Source organism: Snodgrassella sp. W8124 (genome assembly GCF_016100875.1).
GTDB lineage: Bacteria > Pseudomonadota > Gammaproteobacteria > Burkholderiales > Neisseriaceae > Snodgrassella > Snodgrassella alvi.
On the sequence record NZ_JACFRP010000001.1, the window covers coordinates 1,356,099 to 1,373,381 of the forward strand.

Below are 17,283 nucleotides of genomic sequence, written 5' to 3' on the forward strand. Positions count from 1 at the left end.
AACCATCTTTGTCTCCGGCTGCGCCAGCAATGAACTTTGTTTAGCTTAAATTCTAATGAATTAATCATTAATCACATAGATACCTCAGACTAAATAAACATTAGTTCATAAGGCTCAATTACCTAACATTTTAATATCACAACTTCCGATACAAACAAATAGGTGCAGCTCAGCTCAGATAACTAATTAATGCTTTATCTGGATATTATAATACCAATGAAATAAATATAACTGATATTTGAATAAATAAGTATATTTGTTCTTCCTCTACCTGTTTTAATCCAGAAATAATCAACTAAATGCTGTAGTTTAATTCGTATGCAAACTTAGCTGCCATATAAGATTAATTAATAGATTTAGCTCTGCTTGTTTTTGTATAAACACCTGCCATTCAATAGCTGGCGGATGTTTTTTATTTGGAAATGGTTTCTTTTTTCAATAACCTTTATTAAAAAGTTAATATAAATCAAATTTAAAGACAATATTTGATTTATATTAACTTTTTAACTCTTTGATACAGTATAATTTTCTTTCGAGAGATGAAAATTAAATTGTCACAATATCCTAGAATATAAAATTATAATTAATTCTATATTCTATTACTAATAAAAATATTTTTTAAATTATAAAGGAGAAGCATATAGATAATCAAATTCATTATGAGCAGTAAATATATGGCGATCATATTAATATTATACAAAATATGATCAGAATAATTTTATTTTATATTGAAATGATTACATTTAGGAGATAATAATGCCCCAATCTCAAAATACATCAACCGTTAATACTGTTGTTAGCACTTCAAAAAATGAATTTCTGAAAGGTACAGATAATAAAAAAGATCGTTATATTTTTCAGAAAGGTCACGGACAAGATATTATTGAAGATATTGGCTTTGCAAGCCGCCGGGATAATACTCTGGTATACTATGAAGAATCTGATGAGCAAATACAATTAGAAAATTTTGAAAATGAAACTAACGAATTAATTTTCAAAGATTCAAATTCGTTTAATACCGCATTTATCAGATCTGGAAATGATCTGATTATTAAAGCTTATGGCGAAAAAGATTCAGTCACTTTACGTAATTTTTTCATTGATCCTGCTAATCCAGAAGACAACAATAGATATAGAAACTATAAATTTATATTTCAGGATAAAACAATTACGCTGAATGACATTAGTCATATGCCTTTTGAAACTCCATATAATCCCTTATTTAATGCTTATACAGGCTGGCTGGGAACTGACATTATCAAAGGTAGTTCAAAAGCAGATATTTTGTTTGGTTACGACGGTGATGACATTCTTTATGGCTATGATGGTGATGACGACTTGAACGGAGGAATGGGTAATGACACTATTTACGGAGGAGATGGTAATGATATTCTCTATGGAGGAAATTACTATCCTGATGCTAACAGGGATGGCGACGACTATCTTGACGGTGGTAACGGAGACGATGAAATTTATGGAGGTGGTGGACACGACACCCTGATTGGAGGAGCCGGCAACGATTATCTGGCTGGCGGTGACTGGGAAAGTGATTCTTACATTTTTCATAAAGGTCATGGGCAAGACATTATAGAAGATAAGGGCTACGATCAGTTGCCATTCTTATCCCAGAGCAATCAGCTCAAATTTACAGAGGCTAAAAGCACTGATGCAGTATTCAAACGTGACGGAGAAGATTTATTAGTTTATGCATACAAAATTGATGACTGTGTCAGACTAAAAGATTATTTTAAAGATGCTTTCCATCGGGCATTTATCTTCTGTTTTGAGGATCAGACATTGGATATTAGTGGTATTGCGCAGAAACTGTCAGAGCAAAGTGGTGAAAGCATGGCAGAGATACTTGATAATTTCATTTCTCAGGGTATACAGACTGCTTCAAAACCCGGTGATGTTTTATCAGGCGAAAATTCGGAAACCGGTGAATTGTATAATCAGCTAATCGGCAGCAATGGTAATGATAGATTATCTGGAGAAAATGAATATAACTTCATAGATGCCGGTGATGGTGATGACACTCTGATTGCAAACGGTGAATATAATATTCTGATTGGTGGTCGTGGTAACGATTACATGATTGGTTCTGAAGATTGTAAGGATATCTATATTTTTGAAGAAGGTCATGGTCAGGATACCATCGAAGATGGAGGTGAAAATAGTACTCTTAAAGATGGAGCATTAACCAATGAACTGATATTTAAAGGTGCTCAAAAAAATAATATCCAATTCTACCGTGAACTCGATGATTTAATTATTCATGCATATAACAGTAATGATTCAATTAGATTAAAAAAATTCTTTTATGCTGAATATTATCAGGATTACAGATTGATATTTGAAGATGGTACTATATCAAGTATTGATATTCCTAAAAACCTGCCAACTAATGGTACCAGCGATGATGATTACATCCTGGGTGACGAAACAAATGATATTATTTACGGGGGTGCAGGTGATGATACTATTTTCGGAGAAGAAGGTGATGATATTATCTATGGAGATGCTGGAGATGATGATATTACAGGAGATGAAGGTAACGACATTTTAATCGGTGGCAGTGGAAATGATATTCTTGATGGAGGAAGCGGAAGTGATCGTTATATATTTGAAGCTGGTCATGGACAGGATACGGTTACAGAATGGGATGTAAATCCTAAAGACATCAACTCACTTGAATTTACAGAATATAATAGTAATGAATTATGGTTCAGAGAGGATGGATCTGATTTGATTATCAGTCATATCGGAACAAACGATCAGGTAACAGTTACCTCATGGTTTGAAGATACTGATTATCAACACTATAATGTTATTACTGCTGATGGTAAAAAGATAAATTCAAATCAGATACAACAACTGGTTGAAGCCATGGCTGCATTTACAAATGATTGCGACTTTAACTCTCCAGATATTGCCAGTCAGATGCAGCAATTTATACAAAAAGCAAATGTTGCTGCCTATTGGGGCTAATCAACCGATTTAATTAACTTTAATTATTACCTGCCAGCTATAAACTGACAGGTAATTTTTTGTCTTTCAAACTTAGATTTTTATTTTATTTACATATTTAGCAATTTTTCATTTAATCAGTTTACCAATGATCAAAAATAAACAATTGATTCGCTCAAATATAAAACAATTATGAATTTGATTTTTACTATGAATAAATATCTATATTGAGTATTTAAATATACAATTTTTTATATAGAGTAATTTTATTGCAATATCTTTAAGGATATTCAGTTGATAAAAAAGCTTATTCAAATTGAATTTTAGGTCTAAGGTTACAGGCTTTTTTATGGGTATGCATGCTTATAAATTATGGATTAATATAATCACGATGTATAATCTTTATTTGGTGAAATACGAAAAATTATATTGTTGATTTATTTATGGAGAAATAATACATGTGCCAGTTGTTAGGCATGGATTGCAATACCCCTACTGATATTGTCTTTTCTTTTGAAGGTTTTCGTTTGCGGGGAGGTCTGACTGACAGCCATGCAGATGGTTTCGGCATTGCTTTTTTCGAGGGGCACGGAGTGCGTCTGCTTCAGGATGATAAGCCTTGTGCCAGCTCACCTGTAGCGGATTTGGTGCAGCAATATAAAATCAAATCGGAAAATGTAATAGCCCATATTCGCAAAGCTACTCAGGGACAAGTGCATTTAGTAAATACACATCCGTTTGTACGCGAGTTATGGGGAGAATACTGGGTGTTTGCACATAATGGCAATTTGCGCCGTTTTAATCCTTCTGAAGGTGAATATTTCAACCCGGTAGGCTCTACGGATTCAGAACAGGCCTTTTGCTATCTGCTTGAGCAGCTACGCCAGCGCTTTCGTCACAAGCCTTCTCGGGAAATTTTATTTAATGCTATAGCAGAAATTACTGGTGAGCTGCGTCAGTATGGTTTATTTAATTATATGCTTTCGAATGGTGACTGGTTAATTGCCCATGCCAGCACCCTGCTTTTTTATATTATCCGGCAGGCGCCTTTTGGTAAGGCTGTTCTGGCAGATGAAGACGTGGCTATTGATTTTTCCGCGGTTACTACGCCACATGATCGTGTAGCCGTAATTGCCACATTACCGCTTACCTGTAATGAGCAGTGGCAGCAACTGGCTGTTAATGAACTGGTGATGTTCAGCCAGGGAGAAATTATTTTGCGCGATTGTATCCAGCCGGCTCAATATATGAGTGTAGAAGATGGTCTGAGCATCGCACGCAAAGCCGGCGTCAGCATGTAACAGATTAAATTGAACTAAGAAACTAAAATTTCAGAAAATCTGTTATTAACTGAACTATCTTATGTTATTTATCCAGAATGGATTTAAACCAGATTAAAGTATAGTAACAATTGCAGATATTTGATGCAAATCCAGATATTCATTAAATATCTATATCTGCTTTCAGGCATTTTCTATAGTAATTAGCGAATCCATAAAAGAAAATCCCGGACAATTCCGGGATTTTTTTTACTCAGATATGAGAATATTAACTATATATTGATTACATAAATCCGTAAATCAGAATTGCTATTACAGCTATCGGAATAACATAACGGCATAGCACTTTCCAACAAGCAAATACAGCCGGGCCTAAATTCAGCTCCTGACGAATTCTTTCCTGATTCATCATCCAGCCGGCAAATACAATGGTGCCAAGACCGGTTAACGGTAACATAAGCTTACTGGTCAGATAATCGAGAGAATCAAATATATTTTTACCGAAAATTGTAATATCCTGCCACTCATTAAAAGACAGCAGGCAGGCAATACCCAATGCCCAGATAAACAAACTACTTACTAAAGTCGCTGATTTACGTCCCAAATGAGTTTTTTCTTCCAGTAACTCAACTGTCGGCTCCAGCAATGAAATTGAGGAAGTCAGGGCGGCGAAAGTCAGGAAAATAAAGAATACGACACCAATAATAGTACCACCGGCCATATTGCCGAAAGCGATAGGTAAGGTAACAAAAATCAGACCCGGACCTTCTCCCGGTTGCAGACCATTGGCAAATACCAGCGGGAAAATGGCCATACCGGATAACATGGCAACAATAACATCCAGAATAACTACAGTACGTGCTGTAGAAATCAGATTCACATCTTTACCCAGATAGGAACCGTAAGCCATCATAATACCCATGCCCAGAGACAGGCTGAAAAATGCATGCCCCAATGCCGCCAGTACTGCCTTACCGGTAATAGCAGACCAGTTAGGAGTAAATAGGAAAGCAAAAGCCTTACCAAATGAAGGTCCGCTGACAACAGCCGCATAAACTACCAGACCAATCAGTAAAAGACCCAGCCCTGGCATCATCACTTTACAAGAACGTTCCAAACCGGCACCTACACCCATGGCTACAATCAAAGCGGTAGCAAACATGAAGACGGTATGCCATGTAAGTAAATGGCTTACACTACCAAGAAATTGCTGGAAGACCTGACCGGTACCCTCGCCATTTAAACCTTTAAAAGTACCAGTACCGGCAAGAAAAATGTAATCAGCAGCCCACCCGCCAATAACGCTGTAAAAAGAAAGAATCAGGAATGAACCAAGTACGCCGATAATACCTACCCAGCGCCATGATTTAGATTGCCCTTCATCAGCAGCAACATCTTCCATGGTATGAATCGGATTTTTCTGCCCACGACGGCCAATCAGCCATTCAGCCACCAGAATAGGCAAACCAATCACAAACATGCAAATCAGATAGGTAAGCACAAATGCAGAACCGCCCATCTGACCGGCCATATAGGGAAATTTCCAGATATTACCCAAACCAACTGCTGAACCTGCTGCGGCGAGCATAAACCCCATCCGCGAGCTCCACTGAGAATGCGATTTTTTCTTTGTTCCGCCACTCATCGCTACTGCCCCTTACTTCTTAATTCAAACTTTAATCAATAATCATGCCATGAATCGTATTTTTGGACAAGAAATGATTGTGAATGTACCGTTTTTGAGACTATTAAGCCCATTATTCAGACATTATGTCCAAATAATGGGCTTAAGTATGGATTAAATTCAGGCTGGTTCAAAAAATACTAACTTAAAAAACATATTTACAACAGTCGATGCTGTAGTGCCGGTAGCTTAGTTCGTACTGATTGCAGAAATTCAGTATCCAGCTCTGCACAAATAACCCCCTCTCCTTCTGGCAAAGAGGCAAGAATTTCTCCCCAAGGATTAATAATCATACTATGGCCATATGTACGGCGGCCATTCTGATGTTGCCCACCCTGTGCAGACGCCAGCACATAACACTGATTTTCAATTGCTCTGGCAGTTAATAATGTGTTCCAGTGTGCTTTACCCGTGGTATAAGTAAATGCTGCCGGTAACACCAGTACTTCAAATGGAAGCTGGGCACGGAAAAATTCAGGAAAACGTAAATCGTAACAAATACCCTGTGCCACAGCGATATTATCAATTCTCAGCTCCGGTACATCCATGCCACGCAGTATTGTATCGGCTTCTGCGTAAGACTCATTGGCACCAGTGTAACCAAACAAATGCATTTTATGGTAGAAACCCAGTAACTCTCCTGAGCGCCCGTACACCAGCATGGTATTAAATATTTTGGTTTTATCCGTACTTTGTAAAGGTATGGTACCCCCAAATAGTATGATCCCCAGCTCAGCAGCCAGAGTTTTCAAAGCTGTTTGCAATCGGCCATCTCCAAAAACCTCAGCTACAGCTACTTTATCTGTTTCGTCTTTACCCATTATCGGCCAGTATTCAGGTAATACTACCCACTCTGCACCCTCAGCAGCTGCCTGTTGCACCAGTCGTTGCATTGTGCGCACATTCTCTGCTACCTGAGTACCAGATACCATTTGCACTATAGCTACTTTTACATTCAGCATCAGTTACTCCCGAATTTTATCCTCACCTATGCTCTTTATAACCGTAACATAGCCGTCTGGCAAATTATTCTCTTTTCAACAATATTATCTGAATTTTGATCTCAATTTTGTAAGCGTTGGCACATGCGGATTTATTTTACTTTGATTAGCATGGATAACAGCAAATATTACGACAAATTCTCTCGATAATTGCTTCCCATTTTCTTCAGAAATTCCTGTTGAGATTTAAACAGACCGATTAAAGATAAAGCCTGATACGAAATATTGAATTGCTGTGCTATATCCGCCACAATAGGAGTCAGTTTATGATAATGCCGGTGGCTAACACCGGGATATAAATGATGGGTTAAGTGCAAATTCAATCCGCCCAGCCAATATTCAAGCCAGCCATATTTTAGATGCCAGTTGAGCGTTGTGTTAAAAGCATGCTGCAAACGTCCATGCATAAAATGTCCATTTTCCGGCGCCTGATAGAAAGTAGCTTTAGCCCAATGACTACCTAAAATCAATACAACAAATATCAGCGAAGAACTCATTTGACTTAAACAATAAACCAGCACAATCCAGCTAAAATTGAATTGCGGACATACCCAAGCCGGCAAAATGAACGCCAGTAAAATATGCCCCGATTTAGCTAGTAAAAATACCATCCATCCATTCCTGCCCTGGCTAGTAAATTTTTTAACATTGAACTTAAGACCTAATCTGTCCTGCCAGTCAAAACACCAGACAATAGCCGGAAATGTCATTGCTGCTACTATTGGCCAGTAATAATGCTGATAGCGCATAAACCAATAATATACCTGAAACGGAGTCTGTCGCAACACTCCGTTATAATCAATATCTAAATCGTAGTATTCAACATTAGTGTAAGGATGATGTTGAATAACATGACGAACACGCCAGCAGTCTGGATCAATACCCAGGGGAATGGTAATAAGACAATTTAACCATTTATTTGCTCGTCCGGAACGGAAAAAAACATTATGTGAAGCATCATGTACTACATTAATAGCCAGCAGTAGCGCAAAGGTAATATAGCAAAAATATAATAATGAAAACCAAATTACTGAGCTTTGATGCAATGCCGTAATATAGCTTGCAGCACAAAACAGACAAAGTATTGCCAGCTTGAACTTCATACCCCTGTCAGCATAACGATGATCCTGATGTGCAGTCAGATATTCTTGCAAAGCATCATTAAGAACCTTTTTTAAACTTTTATCCTGTTGCGAATTGTATTCAAGTTCTCTTAATTCAGATCTCATATTTTATCCGTACTCGGCTTCAGGGTTCGATTACAGGCAGAGATTTTCGATATACTCTTATCCAGTTAATGAAAATAATGATGCCATGTATGCTCAGCAGTGCCATAGTAATTTGCCAGTAGATCTGATGCCATTGAAATCCATACAAAAATAACAATGGCATAGTTAAAGTTAATATTATCCAGCCTATTATTCCCCACGGGCGACCTTCGGACATCGCGCCCAGAAAAACTGTTCCACCAGCCAGGTAAGCAAATAATATATATTGAGTTAAACTAATATCGCTCAGACCGTATCCATATGTATAGATATAACTAATAGCTAAAATAAACAATGCTGTTGACCCTAAAGTCATGAGTAAATTTGAAATAGTAAATTTGTCAGGAAACGGGGAGGGCTGAAAAGGGATTTTAAATATTTGCATAAAAGGAAAATTACTGGCTAATAACGGATTAAATGTTTTTACGCCCGGAGAACCATAATTAATAGTGCCTTCCGGCATTTCAGCATAACTACCGAATAATTTATCCCATATAATAAATGAACCACCAAAATTGCGATTAGAATAATATCTGTCATTAATATGATGCACACGGTGGTGAGTGGGTGTAACAAAAATTTTCTCTAAAAAACCTAGTCGGGGCGTGAAATCATTATGATTAAAAAACTGGATAGAATAATGTATTATAGAAACTGTCAGGAAAATTTCTGTAGGTAATCCAAGAAAAGCTAAACCAACATTAAATACAGCAGACAGTATAGAAGAGTACCAGGAATTTCTGACCGCCAGGGACAAATTAAAATTTTCACCCTGATGATGAATTAAATGAACAGCATATAACAAACGAAAAGTATGTAATAAACGATGCTGCCAGTAAAAGCAAAAATCCCAGGCAAAGATGGCAAATATCCATATATAAAAGACCGGGGTTGAAGAAAATAAATTTAAACTACAATTTTGATAAACATAGGCATAACATAAAATTTCCAGCCCCCTGAATAACCACAAAACAAGATGCCCAGAATTTAAATTGAAGATAATATCAAGCCAATTAATATTCTGCTTTTTAATCCATTTCAATAATATTGCTTCAATATAGATACAAACCAACATAAAGATAATAGGGAATGTCAATGTATTCATTCTGCTTCCAATAACTTAATTGGTAAAATATTAACTGTTATTTATTAATCTATATTTCCGGCTAACTGCAGTAGTTCAGCGATTGCTTAGAATCAGATCAAATAATAGTTATAATCTTTTAAGAATTAAATTCTAAAAATTCAAAGACAGACTTCATAATACAGACATTAAAATTAGATACTTTACTCTAGATCAAATTTTCTAATTTTATTTATCATAGAAAAACTTGATTTAACATTTATTTTAAATGCTGGCTTATAATCGGATATGACAATATCGCTTTCAATCCTATTTAATTATTACAGGATAGCATGTCATACAATAAATAATGGAAATAATGTCAGACGCAACAATCTAATGTAATCTATATTTGTTTTTCTTTATTACTGTTTGGACACAATTTATTCCGTTAGTAGGATATTTGCTATAACAATAAAATTTAGTGTATATAGTTTTCATTCAACATTATAAAACGCCATCAGGATAGGTAATTCCACTTAATTCCTTGAGAATGTATAGATAATAATGTTGTTTAATTAACCATATTTTCACGAATAATTCGGCGTTTCTTATGCATAAAAGATAAAGGAATGGTTTCAACCGGTTTAAGAATCCAAAACTGACTGGATAACTTATTTAAAGTTTTCATTTTGAGTACGACACTGGCTACACATACCAGTCAAAACAATATGTTCATCATTAAGTAAAAATCCGCTATCAGCTACCCTCTGTCGTAAAGCTACCCATTCCGGGCTCATACTTTGTTCATCCACTGCTCCGCACTGATTACATACCAGCACAAAATCACTGTGATGAATATGATCCGGCTGGCATTGTTCACCACAATCATGCTGAGCATGCCGACATAATATATAGCCATTAATCGCCGGAATTTTGTGCAGAATACCTTGTTCTGTCCAAAAATCCAGCGCTCTGTACGCTGTCGGTGGTGCAATTGTGTTGTGACTACTTTGCTGCATATGAGCCAAAACCTGATAAGCTTTAATCACTCCGCTCATGCTCAGCACGATATCCAAAACCTGTGCGCGCAACTGAGTAATGGTTACACCTTGTGCTTCACATTGAGCCAATATACGCGTTTTCTCTGTGGTTCTTGTCGACCATGCAAGTTTATCCGTCATGACTCAAACCTCAAGCCAAATCACGGGTTACACTCAGACCGGCGAAGGTTTGTGATACCGGCATAATTTCAATATGGTTAACATTCATATGTGCCGGAGTCTGATACAGCCATAATACGGTGTTGGCAATATCTGCCGGTTGCAGATAGCTGATATTTTCATATACGGCAGCAGCCTGTTTATCATCGCCGCGAAAGCGTACATTGGAAAATTCAGTATCACCGCATAAACCGGGGGCAATATTGGTGACTCGTATGCGGGTACCGGCCAGATCAGTACGCAAATTCAGGCTGAACTGGCGTACAAAAGCTTTGGTAGCACCGTAAACATTACCGCCTTTATATGGCCATGATCCGGCAGTAGATCCCAGATTAATGATATAGCCGCTATTTTTCGCTACCATACGTGGCAATATTTGCCGGGTGACATAAGTTAAACCCAGAACATTGGTATGAATCATGGTTTCCCAGTCAGCAAAGTTTGCTTCCTGAGCCAGCTCCATGCCCAGTGCCAGCCCGGCATTGTTCACGAGTAAATCAATATCCGCCCAAGTACCCTGTAAGGAGGCTAATGCATTATCTACACTGCTTTTATCGGCTACATCCATTTGTAATGGTAAAAACTGTGTACCCAGTTCTGTCTGTAAATCTTGCAGCTTATCCAGCCGCCGTGCGGCACCAATAACCTGGTAACCGGCATGAACCAGCACACGACACATTTCTGCGCCAAATCCTGCAGAAGCACCTGTAATTAATATTGCCATGTCAGTATCTTTCTCTGTTTAAAGATAACACCTCTATTTGTCCCTTATGAGATAAGTCAATATTTATTCCATTTCCAATATTATGGTATTACATTTCTATTTTGCTACGACCGAGTCTTGTTTATCAACCGGTGACATCCATTCATTCATACCTCAGGAATATTTATCAGTCTCAGAACCAATATTTTACACTGATGATTAAGCTTTTTACTCAGTACTATTCTCGGAAACTATGCCTTGCCCATTATTTTACAAACAAAAGATGCAGACGAATCAACTGACTCATTTATAAAACGCTATTAATCATATCTGTTAAATTACTTTCAGTTGCTGATGTTAATTCGTTATGTCTGGCTTTCTATCATGTTAATTAACTGCTTTGACAGTTACATTACGATATAAACGGATTGATTTATTGATAAAAAACCCCGTTATTGCTAACGGGGCTCTTTGATAACAGATATATGGTTTATAAGGATTGCTGCATCGCCCATGAACGTAAAGCGCGGGCATCGCTTACGCGGGTTGTTGAACTGGGAGAGTTCAGTAAAACAATGGTTACCGGCTGGTTCTGCACACTGGTCAGCAGCACCATAGACCGACCTGCTTCACGAATATATCCGGTTTTTTGCAGCGCGATAGGCCATAAACCTTCGCGTACCAGCGCATTGGAGTTGTGATATTGCTCTACTCTGCCATTACTGGTGTATACCGAACCGGAATTGTCAGTTGAATATTGTCTGATAAGCGGATACTGACTGGCACCACGCACCAGCAAAGCCAAATCCCGTGCAGTGGACTGATTGCGCGGATCAAGCCCGGTTGGTTCGTAAAAACGTGAATTAGTCATTCCCAGCTCAGCCGCCTTATTATTCATGGCTTCTACAAATGCCGGCATACCGCCCGGATAAGTACGTGCCAGAGCATGGATTGCCCGGTTTTCACTACTCATTAAACCAATATGCAACAGCTCACGCCGGGTCATTACTGTACCAACAGACAGACGGCTGGTTGAGTTTTTCAGCCGGTCAATTTCGGCATCTGTGATGGTAATCTGATCATTCATGTTCTGATTGGCATCCAGCACTACCATTGCTGAAACCAGCTTAGAAATGGATGCAATTGAACGTACCTGATTGATATTTTTCTGGTAAAGAATTTCACCGGTCTGATTATTCATAATCAGAGCCGATTGTGAGCTTAATAAAGGGCCGGCAATCTGTGCACGTGTTTCCAGATTGGCATCCGGATGATTGCTGATAAATGTGCTGAGTGTGTCAGACTGACCACCTGTCTGCTTTTGTTCGATAAACTGGCCGAGAACATCAAGGTCTCCGGCTACAGCAGGTACTGCAAAAAACAGACTGCTGCTTAACAGGCTTACCCACTGCCAGCGACGCAGACGTGATAAACATGACATGATAACTTCCTTTTTAACCCTGAATCAGGGTAATTTATTTTTCAAGAGAATACTACTCAAACTGAACGCAATAGAGACAGACATAATTATTGTCTGTGTTTGAAAGAAGTTTTTAACGTCCAATTATTCAATAAATATATTGTTTCTCAATCTAATTATAAGACAAATTTGCTTACGGCCGGTATTTTCTTATTATATTTGGCTAAAAAGGTGTTTATAAACGATATTTTAATCAGATTTTCATTATCAAACTGATTTCTTCAGTGATTAAAACCACACTAGCATTCAGTTTGATATCAGCCTGATAAAACTATATACTCGTTTTTTGGCTGAATCCGATACGATATCATCTATGTATTTGGTCCGGCATTCAATATAAGCTCTATTTTCTTGATGAAATCCTGTTTATGAGTAAAGAAATTCGTTATTGTTCGTTTTGCGGTAAACCAGAAAACGAAGTTAAAAATTTAATTGAAGGTGAAAACGCATTAATCTGTAATGAGTGCGTGGATACATGCAATGAAATGCTACATAATCCGGGTGCTTCTTCTACAGAGAATGGCATGCCGGCAACTGACGGGGACGGTCAGGAAAAACTGCCTACTCCGGCAGAGATTGTTGCTAATCTTGATCAGTATGTAATCGGACAAGAAACAGCAAAAAAATCACTGGCTGTAGCGGTATATAATCATTACAAACGCTTGCGTCTGGGTAAGGAAGAAGGTCAGGTAGAGCTGTCTAAATCCAATATTCTGCTGATTGGACCTACCGGTTCGGGTAAAACTCTGCTCGCTCAGACTCTGGCGCGCAAACTGGATGTTCCGTTTGTGATGGCTGATGCCACCACACTTACCGAAGCCGGCTATGTTGGTGAGGATGTGGAACAGATTATCACTAAATTATTGGGTAAATGCGATTTTGATGTACAAAAAGCACAAAAAGGCATTGTATACATTGATGAAATCGATAAAATCTCCCGTAAAAGTGATAATCCCTCTATCACCCGCGATGTTTCCGGTGAGGGTGTTCAGCAGGCTTTACTTAAACTGATAGAAGGAACTGTTGCATCTGTGCCGCCACAAGGTGGACGCAAACATCCTAATCAGGAATTTATTAATGTAGACACTACTAATATTCTGTTTATCTGTGGTGGTGCATTTGCCGGACTGGAAAAAGTTATCCGTCAGCGTACTGAAAAAGGTGGTATCGGCTTTGGTGCTGCGGTACACAGCAAAGACGAAAATACCAATGTAAGCGAGCTGTTTCAGACGGTTGAACCGGAAGATCTGATTAAATTCGGTTTGATTCCCGAGCTGATCGGCCGTCTGCCAGTTATTGCAACGCTCACTGAGCTGGATGAAGATGCACTGATTAATATCCTTACCGAACCTAAAAATGCATTAATTAAGCAGTTTCAGGCTCTGTTTGCGATGGAAGGTGTGGAGCTACAGGTACAACCCTCTGCATTACGGGCAATTGCCAAGCTGGCCATGGCGCGCAAAACTGGTGCCCGCGGCCTACGCTCAATTGTAGAAAAAGCGTTGCTTAACACTATGTATGCTTTGCCGGATTTAAACGATGTAAAAAAAGTGGTTGTTAATCAGGATGTAATTGATAAAGGTGCTGAACCTGAATGGTTACTGGCTGATGGCAGTGCTTATAAAGGCTAAAACCATAAGCTGAATTTTACATGCATAAAAAACCGTCTGAATTTTAGAATTTCAGACGGTTTTTTTATGTACAGAATAAATGAGTTAACCGGTTAATAATGTGTCCGCAGTAATACCCGGATTATCAAACCGACTTTTCAGTATGAAATTTTATTATCAGAATATTACAGATAACGGCCAAACCACAATACTTTACCGATGATTTGTACATCATCACTTTCACTATCCAGACGGATTTCAAAACTCGGATAGGCTTCATTAGCAGAAATAACATTCACTACATTACCCGGCATCAGCTGTAAACGCTTAACCAGCAGATTATCGTTAATACGCAGTACATACAAACCATCACGGCGTATATGATTCATTTGCTGTACCAGAATGGTGTCTCCGTCATTGAGCACACCTTCCATTGAATCGCCTTTGACCGAAATCACTGACAAGCCACTAACTTCAGGGCTAATCATTGAATTTATCCAGTCCTTACGAAACGCCATGGTAAACATCGGTTTTTCATTAGCAACTAAACTACCATGTCCGGCAGCTGCTTCAATTGCATAACGCGGCACATAAACAAAATCTTCAGTATTCACCGGATTACCCAGCGTATCATGTGCTGCCTGAGTTTGCTGTTCAGGAAAGGGCTCCCCTTCTCCAGTCAGCAGCCAGTCAATACTGCAGCCTTTTAATTCTTTGATACGTTTCAGGGTTTCTGCTTTGGGTAACCCGCCTTCATGCCAGATACGGCTGAAACCGGCCATAGTCATATCAATGTCTGTGGCAATTTTAGACTGGCGCTCACCCGGCCACAGTGAAGCCAGACGGTCTTTAAATGTTTGCATGCACAAATTCCGGCAATTTCTTAGAAATATCGTCAATAAATTTATTTTTATTATACTTCATTTTTAGAAAAATGAAAAGTAACTAAATATTTAAGAAATAAATTCCTTGAATATTTATTTTTTTCTAATTAATATAATAAAAATTAAACAATTTATTAGATTTTCCTAAATAAGGAATGGATTATGAAATTATTAAAAATATATGGGTTAATGGCTTTATTATTGTTGCTGGGCAATTTTCATTCAGTACCAGCCCGTGCTACAGCTCCTGCGGTATTGATTTCGCAAACGCTGAACTGCCAGCATCTGGCGAATTTAACTTATACTGAAATGAATCCAACCCAGATTAAAGTAGCCAAAAACTGTGACCAGCGTGAAGCTGCACAAAGCTGGCAGAATGCATACGGGAAAATGAATCATACTGAAATGGCAAAAGCTACGGTTTATGAGGCTTCCTGAAATATTGTATCGCTCCGCTTCTGTTGTACTATCAACCATGTAATTTCATTATTTTTTATATTTACCCTGATACTGCACTGTTTTAAAACGCACATAAAATAAAAGCCTTAGCACCTGAAATAACAGATAGCTACGGCCTTTAGAAAATCTGAACAGGGGTTATTGTTTTACCTTGAATTCAGTACAAAAATAATTAATTATTTGCTTTGTGTTGTAACTGAGTCAGTAATTGCTGATGAATACCACCAAAGCCGCCATTACTCATTATCAGAATATGATCCCCCTGCTCTGCCTGTGCAGTGATAGCTTCAACCAGTGACTGCATATCCTGAAAAACTGCTACTTTATCCTGTAACGGACTTAGTGCAGCCGCAACATCCCAATCAACCCCGCCGGCATAACAGAATACTTTATCAGCTTCCGCCAGACTGGCAGATAAAGCAGCTTTCATGGTACCCAGCTTCATAGTATTAGAGCGTGGTTCAAGCACAGCCAGAATACGTGCATTAGCGACTTTCTGACGCAAACCGGCAATAGTTGTGGCAATGGCTGTCGGATGATGAGCAAAATCATCATAAACCGTAATATCGTTAACAACACCTTTGACTTCCATGCGCCGTTTAACATTCTCAAAACGAGATAATGCTGCACAAGATTGCCGGATCGACACACCTGCATGACGTGCTGCAGCAATCACTGCCAGTGCATTCATGCGGTTATGCTGCCCCAGTAGTTTCCACTCTATATGTCCCACCTTTTGTTGCTGATAGAGGACATCGAAGCCACCGGATGCAAAAATTTCACCAATTTGCCAATCCTTATTCAGACCAAAGCCTTCTACTTCTGACCAGCAGCCTTGCTGTAAAACTTCGTCCAGTGCAGCAGATTGTTCATTAACGACAATCAGCCCTTCACTGGGAATTGTACGAATCAAATGATGAAACTGAGTCTGAATTGCTGCAAGATTGGGGAAAATATCCGCATGATCATATTCCAGATTGTTCAGAATCGCCGTACGCGGACGATAGTGGACAAACTTACTGCGTTTATCAAAAAAAGCTGTGTCATACTCATCTGCCTCGATGACAAAAAACGGACTGCACTCTGGTTCAGATGTAGATTGCTCAGCCGGTGGTACCTGAGGCAGGCGCGCTGATACAGCAAAATTTTGCGGCACCCCGCCAATCAGAAATCCGGGAGCCAGACCAGCATCTTCAAGCACCCATGCCAGCATACTGGCTGTCGTTGTCTTACCATGAGTGCCGGCTACTGCCAGTACCCAGTGCTGTTGAAGGATATTTTCTGCCAGCCATTGCGGGCCGGAAGTATAAGGTAAGTTACGATTAAGGATGGCCTCTATGACAGGCATGCCGCGACGGGCAACATTACCAATTACATAGACATCAGCAGGATAACTGTCCAGCTGTGCTGCTTCGAATCCTTCCACCACATCAATGCCCAAATCAGCCAGCTGTGTACTCATGGGCGGATACATTTTGGCATCACAACCAGTTACATGATAGCCTGCCTGTTTGGCTATAGCGGCAATTCCTCCCATAAATGTTCCGCCGATACCAATGATGTGGATATGCTGCATTTCTCTGTCTCTATGCGATGAAAACCAGCATTATAGACTTTCCTCATATTTACTACATGGATGTTTTGTATTTTCTGTACACTAT

Annotated in this window: 13 protein-coding genes; 4 read left to right on the forward strand and 9 right to left on the reverse strand. The window is 38.8% G+C overall.

All coding sequences use genetic code 11. The features are described from left to right. The first annotated feature begins 756 nt into the window (after nucleotides 1-756). Both H3U73_RS05965 and H3U73_RS05970 read left to right on the forward strand, forming a co-directional pair. The gene (locus tag H3U73_RS05965; protein ID WP_084551779.1) at nucleotides 757-2,988 is read left to right on the forward strand and encodes a calcium-binding protein; all 2,232 of its coding nucleotides are present in this window, start codon (nucleotides 757-759) and stop codon (nucleotides 2,986-2,988) included. A 437-nt stretch (nucleotides 2,989-3,425) separates the two neighbouring features. After that, nucleotides 3,426-4,268, forward strand: a complete 843-nt coding sequence (locus tag H3U73_RS05970; protein ID WP_084551780.1) for a class II glutamine amidotransferase — start codon at nucleotides 3,426-3,428, stop codon at nucleotides 4,266-4,268. A 262-nt stretch (nucleotides 4,269-4,530) separates the two neighbouring features. Here the strand turns inward: H3U73_RS05970 and H3U73_RS05975 are convergent, their stop codons facing one another. From H3U73_RS05975 to H3U73_RS06005, 7 genes are all read right to left on the reverse strand, one after another. Next, a complete protein-coding gene (locus tag H3U73_RS05975) occupies nucleotides 4,531-5,892 on the reverse strand; it encodes a sodium-dependent transporter (protein ID WP_084551781.1) in 1,362 nt (453 codons plus the stop codon). Between the two features lie 197 nt (nucleotides 5,893-6,089). After that, nucleotides 6,090-6,893 carry a carbon-nitrogen hydrolase family protein gene (locus tag H3U73_RS05980; RefSeq protein ID WP_084551782.1) on the reverse strand — a complete coding sequence of 268 codons (804 nt, stop codon included), beginning with the start codon at nucleotides 6,891-6,893 and terminating at the stop codon, nucleotides 6,090-6,092. A gap of 167 nt (nucleotides 6,894-7,060) precedes the next feature. Continuing rightward, the gene (locus H3U73_RS05985) at nucleotides 7,061-8,161 is read right to left on the reverse strand and encodes an acyl-CoA desaturase (RefSeq protein ID WP_198190182.1); all 1,101 of its coding nucleotides are present in this window, start codon (nucleotides 8,159-8,161) and stop codon (nucleotides 7,061-7,063) included. A 19-nt stretch (nucleotides 8,162-8,180) separates the two neighbouring features. Beyond that, on the reverse strand, nucleotides 8,181-9,305 hold the full coding sequence (locus tag H3U73_RS05990) for a sterol desaturase family protein (protein WP_084551784.1): 1,125 nt from the start codon (nucleotides 9,303-9,305) through the stop codon (nucleotides 8,181-8,183). Nucleotides 9,306-9,937: 632 nt separating this feature from the next. Further along, entirely contained in the window at nucleotides 9,938-10,447 is a 510-nt protein-coding gene (locus H3U73_RS05995; protein WP_078474283.1) for a Fur family transcriptional regulator, read from the reverse strand. 10 nt (nucleotides 10,448-10,457) lie between these two features. Further along, complete coding sequence (locus tag H3U73_RS06000; RefSeq protein ID WP_198190183.1) at nucleotides 10,458-11,210, reverse strand: SDR family oxidoreductase; 753 nt, start codon at nucleotides 11,208-11,210, stop codon at nucleotides 10,458-10,460. A gap of 469 nt (nucleotides 11,211-11,679) precedes the next feature. Continuing rightward, entirely contained in the window at nucleotides 11,680-12,630 is a 951-nt protein-coding gene (locus H3U73_RS06005; protein ID WP_084547286.1) for a D-alanyl-D-alanine carboxypeptidase family protein, read from the reverse strand. 407 nt (nucleotides 12,631-13,037) lie between these two features. Between H3U73_RS06005 and clpX the strand changes: the two genes are divergently transcribed. Further along, on the forward strand, nucleotides 13,038-14,300 hold the full coding sequence (clpX, locus tag H3U73_RS06010; RefSeq protein ID WP_084547285.1) for an ATP-dependent Clp protease ATP-binding subunit ClpX: 1,263 nt from the start codon (nucleotides 13,038-13,040) through the stop codon (nucleotides 14,298-14,300). Nucleotides 14,301-14,464: 164 nt separating this feature from the next. On the opposite strand, the gene H3U73_RS06015 is transcribed toward clpX, so the two are convergent. Beyond that, entirely contained in the window at nucleotides 14,465-15,142 is a 678-nt protein-coding gene (locus H3U73_RS06015; protein WP_025330304.1) for a helix-turn-helix transcriptional regulator, read from the reverse strand. Between the two features lie 183 nt (nucleotides 15,143-15,325). Between H3U73_RS06015 and H3U73_RS06020 the strand changes: the two genes are divergently transcribed. Next, complete coding sequence (locus H3U73_RS06020; RefSeq protein ID WP_084551786.1) at nucleotides 15,326-15,601, forward strand: hypothetical protein; 276 nt, start codon at nucleotides 15,326-15,328, stop codon at nucleotides 15,599-15,601. A gap of 193 nt (nucleotides 15,602-15,794) precedes the next feature. Here the strand turns inward: H3U73_RS06020 and mpl are convergent, their stop codons facing one another. Then, a complete protein-coding gene (gene mpl / locus H3U73_RS06025; RefSeq protein WP_084551787.1) occupies nucleotides 15,795-17,198 on the reverse strand; it encodes a UDP-N-acetylmuramate:L-alanyl-gamma-D-glutamyl-meso-diaminopimelate ligase in 1,404 nt (467 codons plus the stop codon). Between the last annotated feature and the right edge of the window lie 85 nt (nucleotides 17,199-17,283).